Origin of the sequence: Pseudodesulfovibrio sp. zrk46 (genome assembly GCF_012516435.1) — a bacterium.
GTDB lineage: Bacteria > Desulfobacterota > Desulfovibrionia > Desulfovibrionales > Desulfovibrionaceae > Pseudodesulfovibrio.
Genome location: NZ_CP051216.1, coordinates 1,191,768 through 1,218,270, shown reverse-complemented (window position 1 = coordinate 1,218,270; position 26,503 = coordinate 1,191,768). Strand labels below are relative to the sequence as shown.

21 protein-coding genes are annotated in these 26,503 nt (G+C 57.7%); 13 read left to right on the top strand and 8 right to left on the bottom strand.

Features of this window, described 5'->3' with window-relative positions; genetic code table 11:
• Window positions 1-79 precede the first annotated feature (79 nt).
• Together HFN16_RS05550 and HFN16_RS05545 are read left to right on the top strand one after the other, a co-directional pair.
• Window positions 80-1,501: a sigma-54 dependent transcriptional regulator gene (locus HFN16_RS05550; protein WP_168889774.1), complete on the top strand. Its 1,422-nt coding sequence runs from the start codon at window positions 80-82 to the stop codon at window positions 1,499-1,501.
• A 244-nt stretch (window positions 1,502-1,745) separates the two neighbouring features.
• Window positions 1,746-2,381 (top strand): hypothetical protein, encoded by a 636-nt coding sequence (locus HFN16_RS05545; RefSeq protein WP_168889773.1) that lies wholly within the window; start codon window positions 1,746-1,748, stop codon window positions 2,379-2,381.
• A 161-nt stretch (window positions 2,382-2,542) separates the two neighbouring features.
• On the opposite strand, the gene HFN16_RS05540 is transcribed toward HFN16_RS05545, so the two are convergent.
• Both HFN16_RS05540 and HFN16_RS05535 read right to left on the bottom strand, forming a co-directional pair.
• Window positions 2,543-4,243: a Na+/H+ antiporter NhaC family protein gene (locus HFN16_RS05540; RefSeq protein WP_168889771.1), complete on the bottom strand. Its 1,701-nt coding sequence runs from the start codon at window positions 4,241-4,243 to the stop codon at window positions 2,543-2,545.
• Window positions 4,244-4,535: 292 nt separating this feature from the next.
• The gene (locus HFN16_RS05535) at window positions 4,536-5,420 is read right to left on the bottom strand and encodes a universal stress protein (RefSeq protein WP_168889769.1); all 885 of its coding nucleotides are present in this window, start codon (window positions 5,418-5,420) and stop codon (window positions 4,536-4,538) included.
• Window positions 5,421-5,530: 110 nt separating this feature from the next.
• On the opposite strand from HFN16_RS05535, the gene HFN16_RS05530 reads away from it, so the two are divergent.
• From HFN16_RS05530 to HFN16_RS05520, 3 genes are all read left to right on the top strand, one after another.
• On the top strand, window positions 5,531-6,103 hold the full coding sequence (locus HFN16_RS05530; RefSeq protein ID WP_247648450.1) for a DUF4390 domain-containing protein: 573 nt from the start codon (window positions 5,531-5,533) through the stop codon (window positions 6,101-6,103).
• Window positions 6,104-6,112: 9 nt separating this feature from the next.
• Entirely contained in the window at window positions 6,113-8,305 is a 2,193-nt protein-coding gene (locus HFN16_RS05525; RefSeq protein ID WP_168889768.1) for an ATP-binding protein, read from the top strand.
• Window positions 8,306-8,529: 224 nt separating this feature from the next.
• The gene (locus tag HFN16_RS05520; protein ID WP_168889766.1) at window positions 8,530-9,297 is read left to right on the top strand and encodes a tetratricopeptide repeat protein; all 768 of its coding nucleotides are present in this window, start codon (window positions 8,530-8,532) and stop codon (window positions 9,295-9,297) included.
• Between the two features lie 288 nt (window positions 9,298-9,585).
• On the opposite strand, the gene HFN16_RS05515 is transcribed toward HFN16_RS05520, so the two are convergent.
• From HFN16_RS05515 to HFN16_RS05505, 3 genes are read right to left on the bottom strand one after another with little or no spacing between them, the layout of a single operon-like run.
• Window positions 9,586-10,296 carry an OmpA family protein gene (locus HFN16_RS05515; RefSeq protein WP_168889765.1) on the bottom strand — a complete coding sequence of 237 codons (711 nt, stop codon included), beginning with the start codon at window positions 10,294-10,296 and terminating at the stop codon, window positions 9,586-9,588.
• 15 nt (window positions 10,297-10,311) lie between these two features.
• Window positions 10,312-11,085 (bottom strand): MotA/TolQ/ExbB proton channel family protein, encoded by a 774-nt coding sequence (locus HFN16_RS05510; RefSeq protein ID WP_168889764.1) that lies wholly within the window; start codon window positions 11,083-11,085, stop codon window positions 10,312-10,314.
• Entirely contained in the window at window positions 11,085-12,254 is a 1,170-nt protein-coding gene (locus HFN16_RS05505) for a cyclic nucleotide-binding domain-containing protein (RefSeq protein WP_168889763.1), read from the bottom strand. Before HFN16_RS05505 ends, HFN16_RS05510 begins: the two co-directional genes overlap by 1 nt.
• Window positions 12,255-12,554: 300 nt before the next feature.
• On the opposite strand from HFN16_RS05505, the gene HFN16_RS05500 reads away from it, so the two are divergent.
• Both HFN16_RS05500 and HFN16_RS05495 read left to right on the top strand, forming a co-directional pair.
• Window positions 12,555-13,019: a polymer-forming cytoskeletal protein gene (locus HFN16_RS05500; RefSeq protein ID WP_168889762.1), complete on the top strand. Its 465-nt coding sequence runs from the start codon at window positions 12,555-12,557 to the stop codon at window positions 13,017-13,019.
• A gap of 15 nt (window positions 13,020-13,034) precedes the next feature.
• Window positions 13,035-13,193, top strand: coding sequence for a hypothetical protein (locus HFN16_RS05495; protein WP_168889761.1), 159 nt, complete (start codon window positions 13,035-13,037; stop codon window positions 13,191-13,193).
• Window positions 13,194-13,295: 102 nt separating this feature from the next.
• On the opposite strand, the gene HFN16_RS05490 is transcribed toward HFN16_RS05495, so the two are convergent.
• Window positions 13,296-15,314 carry a methyl-accepting chemotaxis protein gene (locus HFN16_RS05490; protein ID WP_168889760.1) on the bottom strand — a complete coding sequence of 673 codons (2,019 nt, stop codon included), beginning with the start codon at window positions 15,312-15,314 and terminating at the stop codon, window positions 13,296-13,298.
• A 696-nt stretch (window positions 15,315-16,010) separates the two neighbouring features.
• Window positions 16,011-17,423 (bottom strand): response regulator, encoded by a 1,413-nt coding sequence (locus HFN16_RS05485; RefSeq protein WP_168889759.1) that lies wholly within the window; start codon window positions 17,421-17,423, stop codon window positions 16,011-16,013.
• 161 nt (window positions 17,424-17,584) lie between these two features.
• On the opposite strand from HFN16_RS05485, the gene HFN16_RS05480 reads away from it, so the two are divergent.
• Window positions 17,585-20,419, top strand: a complete 2,835-nt coding sequence (locus tag HFN16_RS05480) for a DEAD/DEAH box helicase (protein WP_247648449.1) — start codon at window positions 17,585-17,587, stop codon at window positions 20,417-20,419.
• Window positions 20,420-20,874: 455 nt separating this feature from the next.
• Here HFN16_RS05480 and HFN16_RS05475 read toward each other — a convergent pair whose 3' ends face one another.
• The gene (locus HFN16_RS05475) at window positions 20,875-21,546 is read right to left on the bottom strand and encodes a D-lyxose/D-mannose family sugar isomerase (RefSeq protein WP_168889757.1); all 672 of its coding nucleotides are present in this window, start codon (window positions 21,544-21,546) and stop codon (window positions 20,875-20,877) included.
• A 134-nt stretch (window positions 21,547-21,680) separates the two neighbouring features.
• Between HFN16_RS05475 and HFN16_RS05470 the strand changes: the two genes are divergently transcribed.
• The 5 genes from HFN16_RS05470 to HFN16_RS05450 all read left to right on the top strand — a co-directional run bounded on the left by HFN16_RS05470 (window position 21,681) and on the right by HFN16_RS05450 (window position 26,448).
• Window positions 21,681-22,802, top strand: a complete 1,122-nt coding sequence (locus HFN16_RS05470; RefSeq protein WP_168889756.1) for a glycosyltransferase family 4 protein — start codon at window positions 21,681-21,683, stop codon at window positions 22,800-22,802.
• A complete protein-coding gene (locus HFN16_RS05465) occupies window positions 22,799-23,407 on the top strand; it encodes a sugar transferase (RefSeq protein ID WP_168889755.1) in 609 nt (202 codons plus the stop codon). Before HFN16_RS05470 ends, HFN16_RS05465 begins: the two co-directional genes overlap by 4 nt.
• Window positions 23,408-23,468: 61 nt before the next feature.
• Window positions 23,469-23,891: a universal stress protein gene (locus HFN16_RS05460; RefSeq protein ID WP_168889754.1), complete on the top strand. Its 423-nt coding sequence runs from the start codon at window positions 23,469-23,471 to the stop codon at window positions 23,889-23,891.
• 21 nt (window positions 23,892-23,912) lie between these two features.
• Window positions 23,913-24,848 (top strand): radical SAM protein, encoded by a 936-nt coding sequence (locus tag HFN16_RS05455; RefSeq protein ID WP_168889753.1) that lies wholly within the window; start codon window positions 23,913-23,915, stop codon window positions 24,846-24,848.
• A gap of 256 nt (window positions 24,849-25,104) precedes the next feature.
• On the top strand, window positions 25,105-26,448 hold the full coding sequence (locus HFN16_RS05450) for a glutamine synthetase family protein (protein WP_168889752.1): 1,344 nt from the start codon (window positions 25,105-25,107) through the stop codon (window positions 26,446-26,448).
• Window positions 26,449-26,503: the final 55 nt, after the last annotated feature.

Sequence of the window (26,503 nt, the reverse complement as noted above, 5' to 3'; positions counted from 1 at the left end):
TTGAATCGAGCGCCACACTCCTTTATGTAAGTGGAGCGGCTGGTGTATTTTACTGTAATTCCAAGTCACAGGGCTATTCATGAGCGGTCAAATTCTGATCATCGACGACGAAGAAGGCATCCGTTTTTCCTTACGCGGCATCCTTGAGGACGAAGGGCACGAGGTTATTGAGGCGGAATCCGGCGAAGAAGGGCTGGAACTCCTCGGTACCGACATCCCGGATATGGTGTTCCTCGACATCTGGCTGCCCGGTATGGATGGCCTCGAGGTGCTTGAGAATATCGTTGAAAAGCACAAAGGGTTGCCCGTGATCATGATCTCGGGCCACGGCACCATTGAGACAGCGGTCAAGGCGCTCAAGATGGGTGCCTTTGACTTCATTGAAAAGCCCCTGTCCCTTGAGAAGGTGGTCATCGCCACCCGCAACGGCTTGGAGTTTTCACGCCTGCGTCAGGAGAACATCGCCCTCAAGACCCGCATCAATTCCGAACAGCCTGTCAGCCTGACCGGCGAATCCGAACCCATCAAGACTCTCAACGACGTCATCTCCCGCGTGGCTCCCACTGACTCATGGGTGCTCATCACCGGCGAGAACGGCACGGGTAAGGAGATTGTGGCCCGCTCCATTCACCACCAGTCAGGCCGCAGCGACAAGCCGCTGGTGGCCGTGAACTGCGCCGCCATCCCCGAAGAACTCATCGAGTCCGAGCTGTTCGGTCACGAGAAGGGAGCCTTCACCGGTGCGGACAAGGCGCAGGAAGGCAAATTCGAGCTGGCCAACGGCGGTATCCTGTTCCTCGATGAGATCGGCGACATGAGCCTCAAGACACAGGCCAAGATTCTCCGCATCCTGCAGGAGCAGGCGTTCGAGCATGTGGGCGGTCGCAAGACCATCAATGTCGACGTGCGCGTTATCGCGGCCACCAACAAAAATCTCCTCAGCGAGATCGAGGCCGGAAATTTCCGTGAAGACCTCTACTATAGACTCAAGGTCTTCCCGCTGGAGCTGCCGCCTCTGCGCGAACGCATCGGCGACATACCGCTGCTCATCAACGCATTCATGGATACGCTTCTCCGTCAGCACGGTTTCAAGCCCATCAAGTTCGATGCTGACGCCATCGACATACTGCAGGCCTACCCGTGGCCCGGCAACGTCCGTGAGCTCAAGAATTTCGTGGAGCGCATGTTCATTATGTACGCGGGCGATACCGTCACCCCGGACAAACTCCCGCCCGAGTTTCAGGCCGTCAAACCGGTTGCCCGACCCGCTGCACCGGCCACTGGTGATACTCCTGTGGGCGACGAGACCTGTCCATTCAGCACCCTCATCGCCGATGGGCCCACGGACCTCAAGCAGGCTCGTGCCGATTTCGAGGCCAAGTTCCTCGAGGCCAAACTCAAGGAATGCGATGGCAACATCTCCCAGCTCGCCAAGGCCGTTGGCCTGGAGCGCAGCTCCCTGTACCGTAAGCTCAAGGCATACAAGATTCAAACGGATTAGCCGTAAACGCCCTCCATTTAGATTTGAACAGACAGGCCCGCACATTGATTTGTGTGGGCCTGTTTTTATGGACGCGATCCATGAATTTCTGTCTGGGAAAAATAGAATAATGAGTTGAGCATTTTACAGTTTGCGAATGTGGCGGGTTAATCCAATGAAAATGTGGGTTTTATTAAAATTGGTGCGGTTCATGCTTTGCTTGTCATTCGTAGTAATGAGTCTGATAATATAAGGAGATGTACAGGTGAAAACAGTATTTCGAACCATGCTTCCCCTGCTGGTTGTCTTGCTTTGTGCGACACAGGGGTATGCCACTTCTTACAGTTATGACTTTCTATTCTCAGGTAGTGCTTCGTGGGATAATCTACTGACTGGGGAGCAAAAAGACAGCCCGTTTTATGAAGACATTCCAGTGACCTTTGGGTTTAACACCGAAGATGACATGCTTGGTGCTTCCTCGGAAGGTAAGACTCAGCAATACTACTTTAGCTTGTCTGACGTGACGTTGGAAATTGCAGGCAAGTCATGGGCTCACTACTCCCCTATCCAGTTGGTAGGTGAAATAGGAGTTGTCATGGATTCTGGCAGATTGAGCGGGATGAGTTTTGATTATCTTGATAGCCATCAGACTTCTTTTTCTGGAAAGACTGAGAGTGCATACTTAAATGCAGATTGGAATGAAAGAGCGGGATCTTTTGATTTGTTTGGAGGTTTCCGTTTTTATGAATATAAAGCGGATCAAGATTTTCAAGATGAATATATTGACATCAGCGGCACCATGAAAACAGCAGCAACCCCTATCCCGGGTGCCATTTGGCTGCTGGGTTCCGGCCTGCTCGGACTGGTCTATCAGCGTCGCCGTTCTAACGCCGCAGCGTAAGTTTAAGTCTTTTCGATAGAGGTTTAGTCAAAGCCCGTATAGCGATGCTGTACGGGCTTCTCTTATCTCTGTGTTGTGGATTGAGTCTTTGTCAGCAGAAAACAAAAAAGCGGCCCGTCTCAAACGAGACAGGCCGCTTTACTAGTTTGTCTAAGCGATGCTTAGGCTTCGACGGGCTTGCCGAGGAAGCGGACGACCAGGCCGGTCAGGATGATACCTGCGGGCAGGGTCAGGTAGACGGGCATGCCGAGGCCGGCCGGGATGTAACCGGCGACGATGGCGATGACTGCTACCGCGATGGAGTAGAACAGCTGCGTCCGTACGTGATCGATGTGGTCACACGCGGAACCCATGGAGGACAGGATGGTGGTGTCCGAGATGGGGGAGCAGTGGTCACCGAAGATGGCACCGGTAAGTACGGAACCAACGTTCAGGATGACGAAGTTCGGGTCCGGGCTCAGGGCGAAGGACAGCGGGATGGCCAGCGGCATCAGGATGCCCATGGTGCCGTAGGAGGTACCGGTGGCAAACGAGATGATGGAGCCCAGGATGAAGATGATGGTGGGCAGCAGGAACGGCGGCAGGGTCTCGGACAGGACGGACACCAGGTAGGTGGCGGTGCCGAGCTCCTTGATGACGCCGGACAGGGACCATGCCAGCAGCAGGATGACAGCGGTGATGTTCATGGACTTCACGCCGGTGATCCAGGTTTCGATGGCGTCCTTGATGGGCAGTGCCTTCTTCATGACAGCCATGCCCATGGCGACCAGGGAAGCAACCAGTGCAGCCTGGAAGAGAACCACGGAAGCGTCGGAAGCGCCGAAGCATTCACGCATGGAGGTGAAGGACAGCGGAGACGCGTTGATGGCGGCCAGCAGGGTTTCGTCGTCAATGGCGTTGTAGCCGTTGAAGTAGAAGCCGAGGAAGGCAGCCACGATCAGGGTGCCGATCGGGATGATGGCGTTCCATACGGAGGGAACCACGCCTTCGACGGGTTCGAGGCTGGAGGACTCTTCGGCGGCCATGGGAGTGGCGTCGTCGGCGAGCACTTTGCCTTCCTTGCGGGCGCGGACTTCTGCTGCGTGCATGGGACCGAATTCACGCATGAACCAGATGGTGAAGACGATGAACAGCAGAATGAAGATATTGTAGAAGCGGTACGGGATGGTCTCCACGAAGATGCCGTAGGCGTTGGCCTGGACACCGATGGCCTGGTAGCCGTCGCGGATCAGGCCGACTTCGTAGGCGACCCAGGTGGAGATCAGGGCGATACCGGCAATAGGTGCGGCGGTGGCATCGATGATGAAAGCGAGCTTCTCGCGGGAGACCTTCATCTTGTCGGTGACGGGACGCATGATCGGACCAACGGTCAGGGAGTTTGCGTAGTCATCGAAGAAGATGAACAGGCCCATGACCCAGGTGGCGAACTGGGAAGAGCGGGGGGTCTTGGCGCGCTTGGACAGTGCGTCTGCGATGGCTTTGGCGCCGCCCATCTTGGAAACCAGGGCGATCAGACCACCGATGGCGAGACACTGGAGCACAATACCAGCGTTCCAGCCGTCGGCCAGAGAGCCGAGGATCTCGTTGGAGAGACGGAGGAAACCGTCAATAACGGCGGAGTAAATATCAAAGCCCTTGAGATCCAGCATGAAACAGCCGGAGAAAACGCCGAGAAAGAGAGAGAGAACGACGTTTTTGGTAAGGAAGGCCAGCAGAATGGCGACAACGGGCGGAATCAGGGTCAGCATGCCAAAGATCTTGGCGTTGGCTGCTCCCTTGGAGGAGTCTGCTGCAAGGGCTGGGCAGGCGAATGCAACCAGCGCAAATAGGCAGACAAGGGTGAGAGTCAAATGTTTCTTCATAGAAAATCCTTCAGGTAAACCCCAGTTAAACAGTAAAAAATTTCCCCAAATGCGTGCGTGCCGAATAATAGGCATCAAAACACGCGGGCATTGGACTTATTATATATAAGAGTGTTTGTCGAGTCTGAGGGCCGAAATTGTCAAAAATAGGCAAGAAAATTCGCACGTAACGAGTTGTTTTTACGTGAAGCGTATTTCCCATCAACGGGAAATGATTGCGCTTTCCGTTCTTCTGTATTTTGTGCGGAGGGGTAAAAAAAGCGAGCCGGAGGCTCCGGCTCGCTTGGCGTGCTTATTTGCTGATCCAGAGCGCGCAGGTGGTCAGTTGGCGCAGGAGCTGGACCGTTACGGAGCTGGGGAAGAATCCGTTGGTGGTGGCGTCTGCATCCGCCCCGCGTTTGCCTACGCCTACCGCGCTGTAGTTGCCTTCATGGGCTTCCTTCATGATCGCTTTGACCGTGTTGCGGGCGCTGACCATCTTCATCTCGATGCGCTCTTCGCTGATTTCGTGTTCCTTGAGAATCTCCAGTCCTACGGCAAAGACCTCGTTGGCCTCGGTCGGGTTGTATCCGTCTTTGGACACGTAGAACATGGTGAAGGTGTGCTTTTTCTCCTTGGCCAGCATATAGGCGGCGTGGTCCACCATGCGATAGGAGGCGTCCGAACCGTCCATGCACAGGAGCACGTCGTGACGCGGATTGTCCGGCGGCCTGCGGCAGACCCAGACAGGGAAATCCAGATTATGCAGGAGCATTTCGTGGGCCACCGAATTTTCGAAGATCTCTTCGAACCAGGTGTACCCCCTTCGTCCCAGCAGCAGTGCGTCATAGAGACCTTCCCGCGCCTCGTGGATGAGTTCGGGCACGGTGCCCTTGTGGCAACCCACCACCTTGAGGCGGAGGTTGTCTTCGGTGCACCCAATGGTCTCGTGGTACCATTGCTTGGCAGCCTCCAGCGCCTTTTCGCCCTTGGTTGTGGAGTGATGCATCATCTCCTTCATGCCGTCACCACGCGGCACGAAATGTTTTTTGTCCATGACCCATGAGGCCTTACGTGGCGTCACGTAGAACAGGGTCAGCTTGAGGTCGCAGAAGTTGCCGAACACCTCGCGAAGAAAACGGAGGTTGTATGAAGCGGCCCGGTCATCACTGATGGCGAGCAAGAGTTCCTTTTGCATGCTGGCTCCTTTGGGATTCTTGCCAGATGGTACACAAAATTGACGAAAATTGACAAGTGAAGCTCCTTTACTTGTCCTTTGCCCGGTCCGCTGATACATCCTGTACATATATGATGAATCGCAACTCTTTCCGGCCCGGCCGTTTGATCCCGGCTTTACTGGTCGTCCTCCTCTTCGCTGCTTCGGCCTGGGCACAGACCCTGAGCCTCATGGCGCCTTCCATTGCCAACGAGAACGGATCGCTGGTGGCGCGCTACGGCGTGACCGTGGTGGAAAAGCCCATCCTCAAGGGCGAGCTGGAAGATGGAGACGTGCTGGTTCTCAAGTGCGCCATCGAGCTTTTCAAAGTGAAGGAGTACTGGCCGGATTCCACGGTTGCCAGCGACGACTTTGAGTCCACCATCAAGTTCGACCGGCTGAAGAAGGAATTCATCATGACCCTGCCCGGCAGGGACACGCCCTTGCGCAACAAGGACATCGAGGCCCTGCTTCTGGAAGGCTGGGGCAGCATCAAGGCCAACCTTGGTTCATGGAGTGTGCTGGAGAAAGGGCAGGAGTACAGCCTGCGCCTCATCACCACCATGAACGAGGCCGACGCCCCCGAAGGCTTGGAACGGTTTATCTATTTCTGGTCCTGGGACGCTGGCGTGGACAACACCTTCCATCTGAATTTCACGTTTTAGGGAATAGCCATGGCTCCTGATCCGATCCGCATATCATCCAGCTCCTACCGGGAGAAGCGGCGGCGCAAATGGGAGTACATCACGGCCTTCGTCTTCCTGCTGCTCATCCTCGGCCTGACATGGGCCGAGCTCAAATATCTGAGCGGCGACTATTATCTGATCCTGAACCTGCTCATCCTCAACGTGGTGCTGCTGCTCGCCATGCTCTTCTACGTGGCGCGCAATGCGGTTCGCCTCATGCTGGAGCGGCGCCGTCGAGTGCTTGGCTCCAAGCTGCGCACCCGTCTGGTTCTGGCCTTCATCTCCCTCTCCCTCATTCCCACGGCCCTCATCTACCTCGTGTCAGTGAAGTTCGTGCAGACCTCGGTGGACTACTGGTTCAAGGGGCAGGTGGAGGAATCCATGGAGCAGGCCCTTGAGCTTGGCCGTGCCTTCTATGGCTCGGCGCAGGACCGTCTGGAGCGGCGCGGGACCAACATGATCGAGGAGATCGTCAAGTCCAAGTACGCCTGGGGCGGCAAGGGCATGAACAGCTACCTCAACAAGAAATTCGAGGAATACGACCTCAGTCTCGTGGGCGTCATCACCCCCGAAGGCAACGAGCAGAACACTCACGCCACCCCCCAGTGGAGTCAGTCGTGGCCTGAGATCAAAGAGAAAATTGACTGGCAGTCCCTCAAGGCGGACCCGCGTCCGTGGACCACCATCATACCCAAGCCCGGCAGTGACCTTGTCCTCGGCGTGACGCCTGTTGACGGCGGTGCCACCGGCTATCTGGTCATTGGCGAAACAGTGGGCCAGGGGTTGTTGCATCGTCTTGATCAGATCGTGCGCGGTCTGGATGAATACAAGAAGCTCAAGGACCGCAAATATCCATGGAAGATGAACCTGTATCTGACCATGGGTGTCATGGCCATGCTCATCATTCTTGGTGCCATCTGGTTCGGTTTCCGTCTCGCCAAGGAGCTTTCCGCCCCGGTTCAGGCCCTTGCCATGGGTACCGAACGCATCGGTCGCGGTGATCTTTCCGTGCGTCTTGAAGATCGTTCCGACGACGAGCTCGGTTTCCTCGTGCAGTCGTTCAACCGCATGGCCGAGGACCTTGAGCAGTCCCAGCAGTCCGTGCAGCAGGCCAACGAGCGTCTCGGCCAGCAGAATCAGGAGCTGGAGCGCCGCGGTCAGTACATCGAAGCCGTGCTCAACAACATCACCTCAGGCGTGATCTCCATGGATGCCGACGGCCGTATCGGTACGGTCAACACCGCTGCCGAGGATATTCTCGGCGTACCCGGCGCCCTCCTTATCGGCAAGAAGGCCGTGGAACTGCTCTCCGGCGATTTTTCCGACATGATGACCGAGGCACTCAAGCAGGTTTCGGCCAATCCCGGTACGCTCTGGCAGCGGCAGGTGGATCTGCCCGTGGCCGGGAAGAACCTCAAGGTGCTCATCAACGTGGTGTCGCTCCAAACCGTGGGTGGCCGTCAGGCCGGTCATGTCGCCGTGTTCGAAGACATCACCGAGCTGGAAAAGATTCAGCGTCTCGCCGCATGGCGCGAGGTGGCTCGCCGCATCGCCCACGAGATCAAAAATCCGCTCACGCCCATCAAGCTCTCGGCCCAGCGCCTTCAGCGGAAGTATGGCGAAGGCGTGGGAGAGAAGACCTTCGACGACTGCACCGGGCTCATCGTCAATCAGGTGGAACGCCTCCAGAATATGGTCACCGAGTTTTCCGCCTACGCCAAGCTGCCCGAAGTGCAGCCGCGTCCCGACTTCCTCGCGCCCGTCCTCGAAGAGGTCGTGGGCATGTTCGAGAACACCCATCGCGAGATCAGCTGGTCACTGCATTTCCAGTCTCCCATCGAGGAGTTCCCCTTCGATCGCGAGGCCATCCGCAAGGTACTCATCAACCTGCTCACCAATGCTGCCGAGGCCCTTCGCGGCGATTACGATGCCAAGGTTCAAATCGAAGCCAGTCAGGACAAGGCAGCCGGAAAGGTCAGAATCACCGTGGCTGACAACGGTGCCGGACTGCCCAAGGATTCCACTCGCCTGTTTGAGCCTTATTACACCCAGAAGAAGGGTGGCACCGGTCTCGGACTGACCATTGTCCGGTCCATCGTTTCCGACCATCACGGTAAGGTGCGCGCCGTGGCCAACAAGCCCAGGGGCACCGTTTTCGTCATCGATCTGCCGGATGCGTAAATCTTCGCTTCGCGAAGAGCGCCTCGCCGGCGGGCGTCTCCGACGGCCTAAGAACCTTTTGTAAAAGGTTCTTAGGAATCTCCAAAACTTTTTGGTGCTCGCTTCGCTCGGGGTGGTGGGTCGCTTAGGTTTCTCTTGGATGTCTTGAGAAATGGGCTTTTGCCGTGGGGGGAAAAGTGATACAGAGTGTATCACTCTGAAAATCCCTATATGCGAGGCTGTCCATGTCCATTAATCGTTCTTTTCTTGCTGTTCTGTTGCCAATGCTCATTCTCATTGCGACCTTTGTCTTTGCCATGCCCGAGTTGGGTGGCGAGACCAAGGCGGCCGCGAGGTCAGGCGATGCCAAGGCCCAGTATGAGCTGGCCCGGATGTATTTTCAGGGCGATACCGTGGAGCAGAATGTCAACACGGCGTTGGAGTGGCTGCACAAGGCCGCGGATCAGGATCAGCCCGATGCATTGTTCACCCTCGGTTTTCTTCACATGCGCGGTGACGGCGTGGAGCGCGACGACCAGAAGTCCTTCGATTATCTGCGGCGCGCCGCCGAGAACGGCCATCCGCAGGCGCAGGGTTTCATGGCCTTTGCCTATGCGCAGGGTGCTGGTGTGGAACAAGACAGTGGGAAGTTCCTCTACTGGATGCAGAAGGCGGCCGAGAGCGGTGATCCCGTGTCCCAGTATAGTGTGGGCATGATGCACATGACCGGCGAGATGGTGGAGAAGTCTGTGCCCATGGCCAAGGAATGGTTCACCAAGGCTGCCGAGCAGGATTTCCTCGACGCCCAGACCACCCTTGGCGAGCTCGCTCTGTCCGGCCTCGACGGCGAGCCCAACATTGTGGAAGCCTGCAAGTGGTTCGCCATTGCCGGTTCCAAGGGCCACGGCCCCGCCAACGACCTCCTCATGCAGGTCACTCAGAGGATGACCCAAGAACAAATGGACCAAGCGGCCGATGAAGCCAAAGCATGGCTGAAAAAGTTTGCGAAGTAGGGTGACCCGGCTGGCGATAGCGGCGCATCTGCGTCGTTGGATAGGTTGAGTCTGTCCTCGACGTACTGGGGTACGCCTGCGGGAAACTCACACCTATCCGCCTAGCAGCTACACCACTCTCGCCCGCCTCACGGCGTGGAAAAAGAGTGGTGAGCGGTACAAGGTAATCTCTTTTAATTGGACAAATCTCGAGCGAAGCGAGCAATGGGATTCCAAAGGGTATAGCCCTTTGGCCGCCGGAGGCGAAGTCACCTAACAATAGCGCCGAAGGCGCATCCTCTCCTGATTTTACCCCTTTACAGGACGAACCAATATAACGACCCGGCGGTTCTTGGACTGGTTTTCGGGGATGGAGACGCCTGCCTTGTCGACGTTGGGGGCGAGGGGCTGCGTGTCGGCCAGACCCATGACGCGGATGTTGTCTTTGGGCAGCCCCTGGGCGATGAAATAGCGGGCCACGGATGAGGCGCGGGCCGAGGACAGCTCCCAGTTGGACGGGAATTGTGTGGACTTGATGGGCAGATTGTCGGAGTGGCCTTCGATGGTCAGCTTGTAGTTGGCCTCGGAGAGCGGGCGGGCCAGCTTGTCGAGGATGCGGAGCGCGTCGGAGGTGAGCTCTGCACTGCCGAGCTTGAAGAAAACGCCGCCCTTGAGGTTGATGGCGACCGCGTCGGGACGCATCTTGAGATTCACGGCCTTGGATTCACGGCCTACGAGCTTGGCCAGTTCGAGTTGCAGCTCGAAAAGATTCTTTTCCTTCTGATTCACCTTCATGAGCGACTGCTCGGCCGTGCGCTTGCTGGGCGCGGCTTTGCCTTTCATGGCTTCGGCCAGAATGTCGGACATGGCTTCGTAGCGGTTGGTGTCGACCTTGGAGATGGAGACGATGATGACGAAGAAGCAGAGCAGCAGCGTCATCATGTCGGCCAGGGTCAGACTCCAGCCGTCATGCTGTGGTGGCTGCTTGCGCCGGGGAATGAAGGGTGCGGGACGAGACATGGCGTGGCTCCGGGCTTACTTGACCTTGGCGATGGAGGACCAGCGGCGCGGCGGCAGGTAGCCCTTGAGCTTGTCCATGACGATGGGCGCAGGCGTCTTGTCCTTGATGAACAGGATGCCGTCGCGGATGACGCACATGAGGATGGTGCGCTCCTCTACGCGGCGTTCCACCTTGGTGGCGATGGGCATGTAGAGCATGTTGGCGAACAGCGCACCGTACAGGGTGGTGGTGAGCGCCGTGGCCATGGCCGGGCCGATGCGGGTCACGTCGTCGCCCATGGTCTGCATCATGGCGATGAGACCGATGAGGGTACCGATGATGCCGAAGGCCGGAGAAAGGGAGGCCATGGTGCGGTAGATGCCTGCCGCGTTGGTCTCCTGCTCGTGATACTGCTGGATGCGGTTGTTGAGGATCTCCTCCAGTTCATCCTTGGAGTAGCCGTCCACCAGCATTTGCAGACCGTCTCGCAGAAATTCGTTGTCGATGGACTTGATGGACCGCTCCAGATGCTCTTCGCCCTTGGCGGCGTTCTTGGAGATGTCGACGATGTCCTTGATGTAGTTGCCGATGGGGAGTTCTTCGGCGGTGAAGGCAGTGACGAACAGGCCGAGAACGCGGGCTACTTCACGCAGGGGGTAGCAGATGAAGGTGGCGGCAATGGTACCGCCCATGACGATGGCCAGCCCGGGGCCGTTGATGAAGACCGAGACTGAATCCGTGGCTGCAAAGGTGGCGGCGCACAGGATGAAGATACCGGCGATGATGCCGAAAATAGTGGCGATATTCATCAGGCGTTCACTCCCTTGGCCGCCTTGACCATTTCAATGAGCTCGTCGGAAACGTCCTCGGCTTCGGCCGGGTCCACCGGGCCGCGTGCTTCGGCCTCGTCCTGCACGATCTTGGCGATCTTCTTGGCGAGGTTGCCGAGGATCTTCTTCTTGGCATCATCCTCTGCCATGGCCAGCAGCACGCCGAGCTTGTAGTAGCCGAGCTTGGCAAAGACTTCCTTGCAGGTGCCGTTGTCCACGAAGACGATGTCGTTGACGTCTTCCAGATCCTTGATGGCCTTCTTCTTGCGTTTGACCCGCTTGAAGAAGTCCTCCTCCTGATCCGAGGCCCAGCTCATGACAGAGTTCTTGTGGAAGAAGAACAGGGTCTCGGGAATCTCCTTGTTGGCCATCTTTTTGTAGAGGACCTCGGTGTTGGCCTCCACTTCCTCGGCCAGATCGTGGATGTCGATGTACTCCAGCTCCGGTTCGAGGGCGCCGGTCTTGGACAGTTCCTTGTACAGGTTGGACGCGACCTTGAAGAAATTTTCCATGTCGCCGATGGCGATGTAGCGTTCGGCAAAGGCCTTGCCCGAGCCGTGCTTGGTGATGTTGATGATCTTGAGGGCGGCCAGCTGGTCGAGGGTGTTGTCGATCTCCAGTTGGGAAACGAGCAGGATGTTCTTGACCTGTTTGGCGAATTCGCTGGCGGGCAGCCCCTGTTTGTGGCCCGGCATCTTCTTGGCCTCAGCGGGCTTCATGGAGGTGTGGCAGCGGTAGGCCATCTCCAGCACGCGGCAGATGGAGAGAAACGAGCTCTTGTGGGTCTTTTGCTGGGTGCCGTCGCCGGCCTTGCGCAGGCGGCGGATGAGCAGCTTGGTCAGATGCTGGATAGTCTTGGGGCAGCGGTTCAGCAGGGTCTGGATGACCTGCTCGGTCAGAACCATCAGTTCGCAAAATTCAGCGGCTTCTGCGCTGTGGGTGCGGGGATGTCCGCTCAAGGCCGCCATTTCACCAAAAATCTCGCCTTTGCCGAGTCGTTCGAGGACGATCTTGCGGCCGTCGACGTTGCGGAAAAGGTTGATGGATCCTTTCTTGACCATATAGGCAATGGTGCCCTGCTGACCTTCTTTGAATATGACTTGGCCCTTGTAAAAGGACTTTATGTTTTGCGGACTTGTGGTGGACATGGTGGTGGCGATCCCCTGCTGACTATTCAATGGTGGTTTTTATAGAAAAAAGAGTTTTCATCGTATGCATTTTTTTTGAGAAAGTACAATAGATGAGCATGTTGCTACAATTAGAATTTAACGTCCAGACGACGAGAGCGTGACATTTTCGGCATTGTCCGGCTGGAGTTCTCCACAGGTGGGTACAGAAAAATCTGGCATTTGCTCTTTCACGGGGGTATAGGAAACACCTGCTCGCGCCGATTAGGCTGCTTTCGGGAGGCGGTGTTCCCGTCACCTTTATGAGTACGAGGTTATCCAATGGGTTTATTTGGAAAGAAAAATAACGACAGCTCGGAACTGAACGCCTTTCTGGGCGTTGGTACCGAATATCGAGGCAAACTCGATTTTGTGGGGACTGTCCGTATCGACGGTCAGTTTGAAGGTGAAATTTCCACGGACGGCGATTTGATCCTTGGCCGCAAGGCCTCTGTGACCGGTTCCGTTCGTGTCGGCAGGCTGACCTCCTGTGGTCGCATCGAAGGTGATGTGGTCGTCAAGGAGCGCACCCTGCTCGAGAAAACTTCCGTCCTGCACGGCACCCTGCAGACTCCCACTCTGGTGGTGGAACAGGGCGCCATCATTGAGGGCGGCATCATAATGACCAAGGAGGGCGCGGCTGCCAAGGCCAAAGTCGTCTCTGCCGACTTCGGCAACAAGACTATCGCTGCCGCTGCTCAGGAAGACCCGATCGCCAAAACGGGATCGGATGATACCACCATCTAGGAAGAGGGTTGAAACATGTATGAACTCGTAGTTGAACACAACGGTGTGGAAGAGCTGGTCTTCGCTCACGAAGATCGTCGCGTCGTTGAACTGCGTCGCCAGCGTCACGCTCGCGCGCTCGCTCCGGGCGAAGCATCCATTCGCGAAATGGATCCCAAAAAGCTCAAGAAGTAATTCGCTCGAGCCACATTTCGGCGTTGCATGACGCCAGCAAAATGGGGAAGAACCACTCGGTTCTTCCCCATTTTTCATTTGTTGAAGAGGGGTTTAGATACGCTAGAATCTCTCAAAGCTATCATCGCCCATATCGATTGCAACACCATTGTCAGGTGCTGCCTGTGCGAGCGCCTTGGGCGGCGTGTTGACGACCTTGCTGGAACTTGTCTTGGTGATTTGTCCCAACTTGAAGAAGGACATGGTCTCTTCAAGCTGCATGGCCTGCGAGGACAGCTGTTCTGCGGTGGAGGCGATCTCTTCGGATGAACCGGCATTGGCCTGAACCACACTGTCCATCTGTTGCAGCGCGGTGTTGACCTCTTTTGCGCCCGCGTTCTGCTCGTTGCTGGCGGCAGCTATCTCCATTATCCGTTCGGCCGTTTTCTCGATATTGGGGACGATGGAGTCGAGCATCTGCCCGGCCCGTGTGGCCACCTCGACGGATTCCGTGGACAGTTCACTGATCTCATTGGCTGCCTGACCGGATTTCTCGGCCAGTTTGCGAACCTCTGCGGCGACAACGGCAAAGCCCTTGCCGTGCTCGCCAGCGCGTGCGGCCTCGATGGCTGCGTTGAGGGCGAGGAGGTTGGTCTGCCGTGCGATCTCTTCGATGATGGAGATTTTTTCGGCAATCAGAGACATGGATGTCACCGTTTGTCTCACGGCTTCGCCGCCCTTTTTGGCTTCAGCCGCAGTGGTGCGGGCAATGGTTTCGGTCTCGCCGGAACTTTCGCTGTTCTGGCTGATGCTCGCTGCCATCTCTTCCATTGAGGCCGAAACCTCCTCAACAGCGGAGGATTGTTCCGTGGCTCCCTGGCTCAGCGCTTCGGAAGAACTGGCCAGCTCTTCACTGCTAGACGCCACTGTGCCGGTCGCATCCTGCACGTCATGAACGATGTCGCGGAGGCGTTCGATCATATTGGTGAATGCGCTGGCAAGTTGGCCGATTTCATCGTTGCGGTTCACTTGCAGGCTCACGGTGAAGTCACCCTCGGAAAGGGCTGTAGCCACATCGGCGCTTTGCTTCATGGCACTTGCAATGCGGGAGGCCACAATCAAGGTCACAATTACCGAGAGGATGACAAAGGCAGTGGCCACAAGGATATAAATGAGGATGGTTCCACTGATGACTTCATCGAGGTTCTGAAGGTCGGCTTCAACCCGGCCCATTTCTTTCTCGCCCAGCTTGTCGATACTGTCGCGCATGGCAGAGAAGTCTTTGTCACTTGTTTGCAGCAGGGCGATCTTTTCCAGATTCTTGTCGATATTCGAGAGGGTGAGTTCAACGGCCATTCTGCTTTGGGCTTCCCAGGCAGTGAATTGCTTGTTGAATTGTTCCTTCAGGTCCGCAGCCCGGGAACCGACGGCATCGGCGCCGCCATTCACGCGTTGTGTGGTTTGCCCCACGTTTTCCGTGAATGATTCGGCCAGCTTGTTGGCTGTGGCGGCGTCAGTGGCGCGAGTGATGAGGAGCTGAGCCACATATGCCTGATAGGCGTCGCGGTCGGCATTAAGGGTTTGGGAGAGAGCGCTCTCCAGTTGCAGCCGTCGCTCCTGTCCAAGGTACGGGTCCTTCAACTGTTCATCGATCATGGCGCCAAGCTGGTCGATGACGTCGCGCATGGCGTCGAATGAGGCGAGGGCATTTTTCTCCGCCTGATCGCGGGCAAGGTTGGCCTCCAGGGTCTGAGCGGAAAGAGACAAGATCTTGTTGTTGTCGCTCTTCCACGCTTCAAAGCCATTTTTGAAGCCATCGAATGCAGTGGCCATGTCAGGAGTAAAGTTCTTGGCCGGTCCGGTGATCCTGTCCCATGTCTGCTGGGTATTTTCATCACTGGATCCCTTTGATTTCTTGAGATCATCGGGAGTTCGGGCTTCAAGCGCTTTCATCACAGCCACCTGCGCCTGATAGGCGTCGCGGTCTGCGTCGATCATTGTCGCCCGGTCCTGATGAAGTGAGTTGACGGACGCCATGTCCGAGTCGATCACATAAAAGCTCGAAAGACCTACGATGAAAATGATGATGATTGCCGCGACTGGCAGTCCCACCATCAAAAGCAGTTTCCATTTAATTCCCATGGGACCCTCTCTTCGTGAAATACAGTTGTGACGATACGTTCCTTGTAGCACACTTTTTTCCCTTATCGTATTATATCTGCTCCGCTAGAGAAGAGATAATGTGATTTCATGAAGTCACGTTACAGAATTACAAACCCCCAAAACAGCGAAGGCCGCTTTCGCGGCCTTGCTGTTTTGGGGGTTTGAGGTCTGTCTAACTGTTTTTTTAAGGAGGGGTTTGAGGTTTTGATTCTGCTTTTTAAGGGGAGGTATGGTTTGTATATTGGTAGACCCTAACCTTTGCGGTTGGCGTATCGGGCGGGATGGGGGCGATCCACCCGGATAGGTGCCAGTGCCAGGGTCGTTGAGGCTTTGCTCTCTCCACCTGCCCGGACGTCGGGGTGGACGTCCAGGTCGGTGAGGAGGGACCGCCGCAACCACGCGGCGATCAGGATGATGAGAGTGACAGTGACTGCATCGTGCATGTTTGGCTTAAAGCATGTGCCGTGCCAAAGTATGAAAGTGTTTTATTTTAGTATGTTAATAAAAACACGATAAAAAGTTGCAAGTTCAACCGTTGTGCAATTTGCACAAGTTTGCACAAAATGGTTGCGCAACATTGCACAATGCGGGGCAATAGGTGTGCACAAAGTGCAAATGAGAAGCGGCGGCAGGAAATGCATCCTGCCGCCGCTTCTGTGTTGTGAAATGAAGTGACTAGTGAGTCGCGCCCTGTTGGAACTGCTTGGGCAGATCCACATGGCCGCCGGTGCGCTCGAACCATTTGAGGAAGGCGTCCACACAAGTGGGGCAGAGCTGCTTGCCACGCTCTTCGGTGATGATGTCCACGGCCACACGGGTGGGCATGGAGTCGCGGTAGGGGCGCTCGGAGGTGATGGCTTCGTACACGTCGGCCACGGCAATGATGCGTGCCTTGATGGGGATCTCCTCGCCCTTGAGCCCGTCGGGGTAGCCGTTGCCGTCCCACCGCTCGTGATGGGAGTGGGTGACTTCCAGAATGTCGTGCAGGCTCTTGATGGGCCGCAGGATGTCGGCCACCACATTGGAGTGGTCCTTGATGTGCTCGAACTCGTCCTCTTCCAGACGGGCCTTCTTGAGCAGCACGTCGTCGCGCACGCCGATCTTGCCGAGGTCATGGAGCTGGCCAATGAGGAGGAGACGCTCCAGTTGGCTTGGCTTGAAATCGAGTTCGGCGGCGATGCCCTGTGCAATGCGGGCCACGCGCTCGGAGTGCCCGCGCGTCATGGGGTCGCGTGCCTCCAGCGCCTGCACCAGGCTGGCGATGGCGGCCAGGGTGAGCTGGTGTTCCATCTGCAGCCGCTCTTTTTCTTCCATCATGAGCCGGAAGTTGGAAGAGAATATCTCCTCGATGACAATGGAAAGCTGGGTGATGGTGAAGGGCTTGACCAGATAGGTGGCCGCGCCCTCACGCATGAGTCGACGCATGACCGGCTTGTCGCTCAGGGTGGACATGATGATCACGGGGATGGACTTGTAGACCTCGGACTTGTTGATGGCACGGCAGAGTTCCCCGCCGTCCATCTCCGGCATCATCAGGTCGGAGATGATGAGGTTGGGGTTGAAGTCCGGCAGCATGTCGAATGCTTCTTTTCCGTTGGTGGCGGTCTCCACCACAAAGCCTTCTTCCATCAGTCCGGTCTTGAGGAACAAGCGGACGCTGGAAGAGTCGTCTACGACCAGAATGCGACTGCCGGTGAGGAAATTCTGTGCGCTCAGGATATCCTTGATGCGCTCGATGTTCTCCTGAATGTTGCCGCCCTTGGCGAGGTAGGCGTCGGCCCCCACGCGGAAGCCGTGCTCCACGTGCTCATCCGAGTCGCGGGAGGAGAGAACGATGATGGGAATATGGGAGGTCTTTTCTTCGCCCTTGAGCTTGGAGCAGAGTTCGAAGCCGTCCATCTTGGGCATGTCGATGTCCGTGATGACCAGATCGAAGTCGTTTTCCAGAGCGATATTGAGGCCGTCCTGACCGTCCACGGCCAGGGAAACCTTGAACCCCGCTTCGGTCAGGTGCTTTTCGAGGGCGTAGCGAACCGAGGTGGAGTCGTCCACGACGAGTATGTGCTGGAGCTTGTCAGATGTATCCATAATGATGTGGCTCGGTTGGTTGCTAAAGTTGGAACATTCACTATGCGACAATTTTCTGTCACATACAATTATATTGATTCGCTGTAAGCACCGTACTACCATCCGTCGCCGTGGACAATCCCGTAAATAATTATGTCACCGCTTTGCTGGAAAGCGAGCGCATGGCCCATCAGGTCGCCCATCACCGGCTGCTGGATGGGGCGGACTCCCAGTTTGCCCAGCCGCGTCGCCCATGGTCGTCGGCCATTCAGAACGCCCTTTCCCTAATGGGTATCGACAGCCTCTACTCCCATCAGGCAGAGGCAGCCGATCACGTGCGCGCCGGGCATCATGTGGTGGTGGCCACGCCCACGGCCAGCGGCAAGACAATGACCTACAACCTGCCGGTCATGGATCACTGCCTTGCAGACCCCGAGGCCAAGGCCCTCTATCTCTTTCCGCTCAAGGCATTGGCGCAGGATCAGCTCAAGGGATTCAACGAACTGGCCTCCCTTCTGCCCGAGGAGCGCCGTCCAACCGCTGCCATCTATGACGGCGACACCTCCCCCCACTTTCGCAAGAAGATCCGCAACTCGCCGCCCAACGTGATCATGTCCAACCCGGAGATGGTCCACCTCTCCATGCTGCCGCATCACGCCTCTTGGGCCGAATTTCTGGCTGGCCTCAGCTACATCGTGGTGGACGAGGTCCACACCTACCGCGGCGTCATGGGCTCACACATGGCCATGGTGTTCCGCCGTCTGCTGCGGCTGTGCGAATACTACGGTGCCCGGCCCACCTTCATTTTCTGCTCCGCCACCATCGGCAATCCGGTGGAGCTCTGCCACATGCTCACCGGGCTGGATGTCCATCCCATTCTGGAGTCGGGCGCGGCGCGTGGCGGCAGGCACATGGTCTTTCTCAATCCGGACGGCTCCCCGGCACAGGCTGCCATTCAGTTGTTGCAGGCGGCGCTGGCCCGTGACCTGCGCACCATCGTCTACTGCCAGTCGCGCAAGCTGACCGAGCTTATCTCCATGTGGGCAGCGGAACGCAGTGGGCGATTCAAGGAGAAAATCTCCGCCTATCGGGCCGGGTTCCTGCCCGAGGAGCGGCGCGAGATCGAGCAGCGCATGGCGGACGGCGATCTGCTGGCCGTCATCTCCACCTCGGCGCTGGAGCTGGGTATCGACATCGGCGGTCTCGACGTCTGCATCATGGTGGGCTACCCCGGCTCGGTCATGGCCACCCATCAACGCGGTGGTCGCGTGGGTCGTGCCCAGCAGGATTCCGTGGTGGCCCTTGTGGCGCAGGAAGACGCCCTCGATCAATATTTCATGCGCAACCCGGATGACTTCTTTGCCCGTCCGCCCGAGTCGGCCATGCTCAACCCGTACAACCCGGTTGTCATGGACCGCCATCTCATCTGCGCTGCGGCCGAGCTGACCATGCGGCGTGGCGAGACCTTCCTCAAGGAGCAGGAGATCGACGACCGTGTGGGCGAACTCGTCACCCACGGTCAGCTGTTCGAGGTGGAGCCGGACATGCCCGGGCACACGCCCGAGATCGTGTCCCACCGCAAGCGGCCGCATCGCAACGTGGACCTTCGCGGCGCAGGCCAGTCCATGCACATCGAGGACAACTCCCTCGGACAGGAGAAGGCCCCGGTCATCGGCACCATCGACGAGCATCGCGCCTACCGCGAGGCGCACCCCGGCGCGGTCTATCTGCATCGCGGCGTGACCTATGTGGTGGACGATCTCGACCTCGGGGCCAAGGCCGTGCGCACCCACAAGCAGCGGGTGGGCTATTACACCAAGCCGCGCGGCAACAAGGACACCGAGATTCTCGAAGTGCTCGGCCAGAAGGCGAGCCACGGCACCCGCGTCTATTTCGGTCGTCTCAAGGTCACCGAGCAGATCACGGGCTATGAAAAGCGCTCCGTACGCGGCGGCAAGCTCCTCGGCATCACGCCCCTCGACCTGCCGCCCCTTGTCTTCGAGACCGAGGGCATCTGGTTCGAGGTAGGCCACGAAATCCGTCGCCGTTGCGAAGAGGAATTTCTCCATTTCATGGGCGGCATCCACGCCTTCGAGCACGCCGCCATCGGTATGCTGCCGCTCCTCGTCATGACTGACCGTAACGACCTTGGCGGCATCTCAACGCCCATGCATCCGCAGGTGGATGGCCCGGCCGTGTTCATCTACGACGGCATGCCCGGCGGTGCCGGCCTCACCCGTCAGGCCTTTGAAAAGGCGGACGAGCTGGTGCTCACCACGCTCCGCACCGTGGAGTCCTGCGAGTGCGAGCTTGGTTGTCCGTCCTGCGTGCATTCGCCCAAGTGCGGTTCCGGCAACCGTCCCATCGACAAGCGGGCCGCCCAGTTCGTGCTCGAAGCCATTCTCTCCGGCGACCCCAAGACCATCGAACCCAAGGAGATCGACGTGAATACACTTCCCGGTATCGACATGCGCCGTCCGGCCCCAAAGCGTTACGGCGTTCTGGACATCGAAACCCGTTACTCAGCGCAGGAAGTGGGCGGCTGGAACCGCGCCGACCGCATGGGCGTGTCCATCGCCTGCCTCTATGACTCCGAAGACGACTCCATGCACGATTACGAGCAGGATCAGATGGACGAGCTCGTTGCCCATCTCCAGCAGTTCGATCTCGTCATCGGGTTCAATCACGTCAAATTCGACTACGCCGTGCTCGGCGGGTTGCATCCCTTCAATTTCCGCAATCTTCCCAATCTCGATCTGCTCATCGAGGTCAACAACCGTCTTGGTTATCGGGTGAAGCTCGACAACATCGCGCAGGCGACCCTTGATGTGGGTAAGTCTGCCGACGGATTACAGGCGCTGGAATGGTGGAAGGAAGGGCGGCTTGATCTCATCACCGAGTATTGTCGGCAGGATGTGGAAGTGACCCGCGATGTGTATCTGTTTGGGCGGGAGCATGGGCATGTGTTCTTTACCAATAAGGCGGGGCAGAAGGTGAAGTTGCCGGTGGATTGGTAGTTATTTGTTAAGAGAAAGAAAAAGGCAGATAAGGAAGGCCGCCCTTTGGGGCGGCTTTTTTATTGGACTGATCCCTGCCGGGGGCGTCCTGCGCGGACGGCGGTTCTTTCTATCTCTGCTGTCCTCATCCGTAAGCCTCGAAGACTCGGCAACGGCTGAAGGCTGGCTGAGCCGCCCCAAGAAAGAACCAAAGAAACGCGGCTTTTGTAGCTTGGCCGCCTCTGAGTTCTTGCTGAGAATCTGATCCAAATAGAATGCCTTGAAGTGGGCTGCGCGACTTGTCGCTGTGTGAATGCGTGCTGTGATTGGCGGCATTCGATTTGGTCAGCTTCTAGGCTTCGTGCTCAAGGGCTGGGGCAGGGTTTTGTTTGTTGCGGCGGGTTGGTTTGATTGGGTGGAAAAGGAAAAGCCCCGAGGCTGGCGCTTCGGGGCTTTTGATGTCGTGAGTTGGTTGCTTACACGTACTTGGGATAGTCGGTGCAGAGCAGGTGCAGGGGGGCTTCGTCTTCTTCGATTTCAGGGAAGCGGGCCTGCTGGTTGTGGAAGCGGTTGTCGGTGTTGTCGTCGTTGACCGAGGAGACTTCGCCCACCAGGACTTTGCCTTTGCCGGGCTCGCCGTAGAAGCGGTGGTACATGCCCTGCTCGAGGAAGATGGATTCGCCGGGGGTGAGGATGACCTTACCGCCGGGCTGCACTTCGCGGGGCATGCCATCGATGAGCACGGTGATGGGCTCGTCGGAGAGTTCCTCGTCCGGGGTGGAGCCGTAGAGTTCCACCACGAGGTTGCCGCCGCCGCGGTTGATGATGTCCTCGGTCTTGGCCCAGTGGAAATGCATGGGGCAGATCTGGCTTTCGCGCACGATCATGATCTTCTCGGCGTACTTCTTGGACTTGTCTGTCATGAGGTTGCCGTTGCGGATCGTGAAGAGGATGAGGCCCTTCTTCTCGAATTCGCCTGCGCCGTAGTCGGTCAGGTCCCAGCCGAGCTGGTTCTGGACGACCTCGGTGTCGCCTTTGCCCTTCCAGTCTTCAGGGCTCCAGAATGCCCACGGGGGCAGACGGAATTGAAAGGAATTATAGAAGGCCTTGGCGTCACGGATGAGTGCATTGATTTCGCTTCGTTTCATGGGAATGAAAATATGGGAGCCGGGGTAGGGCGTCAAGCAGAACTGAATGCGACGCGAAACGCCGGATTGCCTTCCTTTTCCGTGGGGTGTTTGCTAGAAAACAGCCAGCAACTCGAACCAACAGAAGAATCCATATGAAAATAGTCGTCGTGGGCGGTTACGCCCCCTCTCTTATTTCGTTTCGCGGTCCGCTCCTGAAAAGGCTGGTGAGCCTGGGGCATGAAGTACACGCGTTGGCCCCGCTGCACACGCCGGACGTAGGCCCGCAGTTGGAAGCCATGGGCGTGGATTACTCCGTGCTCCCCCTGAACAGGCGTGGTCTGAATCTGTTCGCCGATCTGGGCAGCCTGCTGCATCTCAAGCAGTCCATCCACCGCATTCGGCCCGATGTGGTGCTGTCCTACACCTTCAAGCCCATCGTCTACGCCTCCATGGCCGCCAGAATGGCCTGGGTGGGCGACAAGAAGAAGGTCTTCGGCATGGTCACCGGACTGGGCTACGCCTTCACCGAGGCCAAGGGGCTCAAGCGGCGCATCATGTTCAACATCGCCAAGGGCATGTACAGCTCAGGTATTCGCTACTGCAACGGATTGATCTTTCAGAATCCCGACGACGAAGCATTTTTCAAGAAGCTTGGCGTGGTGCCGGGCAACGTGGACACCACTGTGGTGAACGGGTCGGGCGTCGACCTCGAACATTACGCCGTGGCGCCGTTGCCCGAAAAGCCGTCCTTCCTCTGCCTGTCCCGTTTGCTGGGTGCCAAGGGCGTCCGCGAATACGCACAGGCAGCCATCAAGCTGAAAGCGAAATACCCCGAGGTTCCCTTCCGGCTCATCGGCCCCCGCGAAGAGGGCGCTGATGTGATCAAGGAAAAGGAAGTGAACAAGTGGCGCGAACAGGGCCTTGAGGTGCTGGGCGCCGTGGACGATGTTCGTCCCGAGATCGCACAGGCCTCGGTCTACGTGTTGCCGAGCTACCGCGAAGGCACTCCCCGCTCCGTGCTGGAAGCCATGTCCATGGGCCGCCCCGTCGTGACCAGCGATGTGCCGGGCTGCCGCGAGACCGTGGTGGAAGGCGAGAACGGCTTCCTCACCCCCATGAAGGATGTGGATGCGCTGGCCGCAGCCATGGAGAAATTTATCGTCGACCCGTCACTTGCCGCCCGCATGGGCGAGGCCAGCCGCCGCATGGCGGAAGAGAAGTACGACGTGGACAAGGTCAACGACGCCATTCTGGAGTTCATGGGGCTCATATGAAGCGGCTCTTCGACCTCGTCGTCACCCTCACCGCGCTGTCGCTGCTGTGGCCCGTAATCCTGCTGGTGGCCCTGCTGGTGCGCATCAAGCTGGGCGGTCCGGTATTGTTCCGGCAGACGCGCCCGGGTCTGCACGGCAAGCCCTTCGAGATCATCAAATTCCGCACCATGAAGGACGCCGTGGGGCCGGACGGCAAGCCTTTGCCGGACTGTGATCGCCTGACAAAGTTCGGGCGACTGCTTCGTTCTACCTCGCTGGATGAGCTGCCCGAACTCTGGAATGTGCTCAAGGGCGAGATGTCGCTGGTAGGGCCGCGTCCGCTGCTCATGCAGTACCTTGATCGCTACACCCCGAGGCAGGCTCGGCGGCACGAAATGCGCCCCGGTATCACTGGCTGGGCGCAGGTTAATGGCCGCAACGCCATCTCATGGGATGATAAATTTGAGCTGGATGTCTGGTATATAGACAATCAATCGGTTATACTTGACTTGAAAATCCTCTGGATGACAGTCGGCTCCGTGTTTCGACGCGAAGACGTCTGCCAGCCCGGACACGCCACCATGGAGGAATTCATGGGCAGCGAGTCCGAGGATGATCCGAGATAGGCTGCGCAGGGCAATGCCCTGATGGCGGATCGTTCGCCAAGCGGCCAAAAGGAGGTCCAGCATGAATGTGAAGAAGATTCTCCTGCCTGTTGATGGGTCCGCCCATTCCGACGCAGCGGCCGAGATGGCCATTGGTATCGCCCACGACAATGAAGCGTCTGTGGTGCTGCTGCACGTGCGTCGCGCCGTTCCCACCGGGCTGGGCCAGCCCAACGCTGATGAGCTGCTCCAATACCTGACCAAGGGCGCCGAGGCCGTAGTGCAGCATTACCGCACCAAGCTCGATGACGCCGCCGTGGATTATCTGGAGTTGATCATCGGCGGCGACGTGGGTGAGGTCGTCTGCAACGTGGCCGATGTGGAGAAGTGCGACCTGATCGTCATGGGCTCCAAGGGCAAGTCCGATCTTGAAGGGCTTATCCTCGGCTCCGCAACGCACAAGGTGCTCCATTCCACCGACCTGCCCGTCCTGGTAGTGAAGTAGGGAACAGGGACTGCCGCGCAAGTGAAACCGGCGTACCTTGTCCTCCATGAAGCCGGCGAACTCGCCGGGCGCATCAAAACGGCACTCGCCCGCTTGGGAGAGTGCCGCATGTGTCCGCGCTCTTGCGGCGTGGACCGCCTGAATGACGAGCGCGGCTTCTGCGGCGTGGGCCGAAAATCCGTGGTGGCCAGCTACAATGCCCATTTCGGCGAGGAAGACCCGCTGGTGGGCGAACACGGCTCGGGCACCATTTTCTTTGCCGGATGCAACCTCGGTTGCCGTTTCTGCCAGAATCACGACATAAGCTCCGACCCCACTGCCGGGCTGGAGGCCGATCCCGACGAACTGGCCGGGGTCATGCTTTCCCTCCAGAAACAGGGCTGCCACAACATCAACTTCGTGACGCCGTCCCATGTGGTGGCGCAGATCCTCGAAGCCCTGCCCATTGCCATCGAGTACGGCCTGACCGTGCCGCTGGTCTACAACACCAGCTCCTATGACAGCCTCGACTCCCTCGCCCTGCTGGACGGGGTGGTGGACATCTACATGCCCGATATCAAGATGTGGGACTCCAAACACGCGACCAAGTTCCTGCGGGCCGCCGATTATCCCGACCACGCCCGTGCCGCCGTGCGCGAGATGCACCGTCAGGTGGGCGATTTGATCGTTGATGAGAGTGGCATTGCCGAGCGCGGGCTGCTGGTGCGGCATCTTGTCATGCCCGAGGATGTGGCAGGTACTGCCCACTGGATGAAGTTTCTGGCGGACATTTCCCGCAACACCTACCTCAATATGATGGACCAGTATCATCCCTGCGCCGAGGCCGTGGCCATGCCGCCCATTGATCGTATGCTGACCCGCGATGAATACGATGCCGCGCTGGCCGAGGCAGATGAATTCGGACTGACTCGTCTGGATGTGCGATCGCGCAGCTTTTTTGCCCGGTTTCTGCGATAGCGGTTGCCAAAGAAGGGTGGATCACTCACCAATCCTGCGGATCGGCATAAAATTTAGTCGGAGTGAACACGGATATGCCGAAATTTCGGCAAGATATTGCCAATAATGTTATTTATTGGTGTGTTTTTTGTTCTTTTTCTTGTGTCCCGGCTGGCTACTCATGTATATTTTTGCCGATTCAGCCATCAGCATGTTTTCTGTCGTGGCTGTAAAGCGTAAAACCTATTGCCGATAAACCTTTTTTGGGAGGATTCGCATGAACATACCTGTTTTCAACTGCAAGAACGCCGACGACGTGATGCGGGCGGTCAAAGACTATGACGTCAGCTTCATCCAGTACTGGTTCCTCGACATTCTGGGTAACCTCAAATCCTTTCAGGTGACCCCCAGCGAGCTGGAAGCCTCCTTCGAAGAAGGCATGGGCTTTGACGGCTCCTCCATCCTCGGCTTCTGCCGTATCGACGAGTCCGACATGGTCGCCATGCCCGACCCGACCACCTTCCAGATCTGCTCCTGGCGTCCGGCCGAGCGCCCTGTCGCCCGCATGTTCTGTGACGTAGTGAATCCCGACGGCACCCCGTTCGAGGCTGATTCCCGCTACGTGCTCAAGAACGTCATGGGCGAGGCCGCCGAGAAGGGCTACACTTTCTACGTTGGTCCCGAGCTCGAATTTTTCCTCTTTGCCGATGATCAGGACACCGAATGCCTCGACGCTGGCGGCTACTTCGACGCCCCGCCGTTGGATCTCGGTAACAACATCCGCCGCGACATCATCTTCGCCCTCGATGCCATGGGCATTCAGGTGGAGTACTCGCACCACGAAGTCGCTCCTTCCCAGCACGAGATCGATCTCCGCTATCAGGAAGGCATGAGAATGGCCGACACCGCCATGACCTACCGCGTGGTAGTCAAAGAGACCGCTCGCAAGCACGGTTGCTACGCCACCTTTATGCCCAAGCCGATCTTTGGTGAAAATGGCTCCGGCATGCACGTGCACCAGTCCCTTTTCAAGAACGGCAAGAACGTCTTTTACGATGCCTCCGATGAGTTCCATCTGTCCGCAGAGGGCAAGTCCTACATCGCCGGTATCCTGAAACACGCCCCGGAATTCGTGGCCGTCACCAACCAGTGGGTGAACTCCTACAAGCGTTTGGTGCCCGGTTACGAGGCCCCGGTCTACATCGCCTGGGCGCGCCGCAACCGTTCCGCCCTTGTCCGTGTGCCCATGTATAAGCCCGGCAAGGAGAACGCCACCCGCATGGAGCTCCGTTGTCCGGACCCGGCAGCCAACCCCTACCTCTGCTTTGCCGTCCAGCTCGCCGCCGGACTCAAGGGCATGGAAGAGGGCTACGAGCTGCCCGAGCCGGTCGAAGAGGATATTTTCTCCATGAACGAGCGTCAGCTCAAGCGGAACAAGATCAAGTCCCTGCCCGGCTCCCTGTACGAGGCTGCCATCAACCTCAAGAAGTCCAAGTTTATGAAGGAAGTGCTCGGTGAGCATCTCCACGCCGCGCTCGTGGAAAACAAGCTCGCCGAATGGGATGAATACCGCACTCAGGTTACCGAGTACGAACTCGACAAGTACCTGCCGGTCCTGTAGCCGACGGTTTAACGACACACTCAACGGCCCTTGCCAGCTGACGCTGACAGGGGCC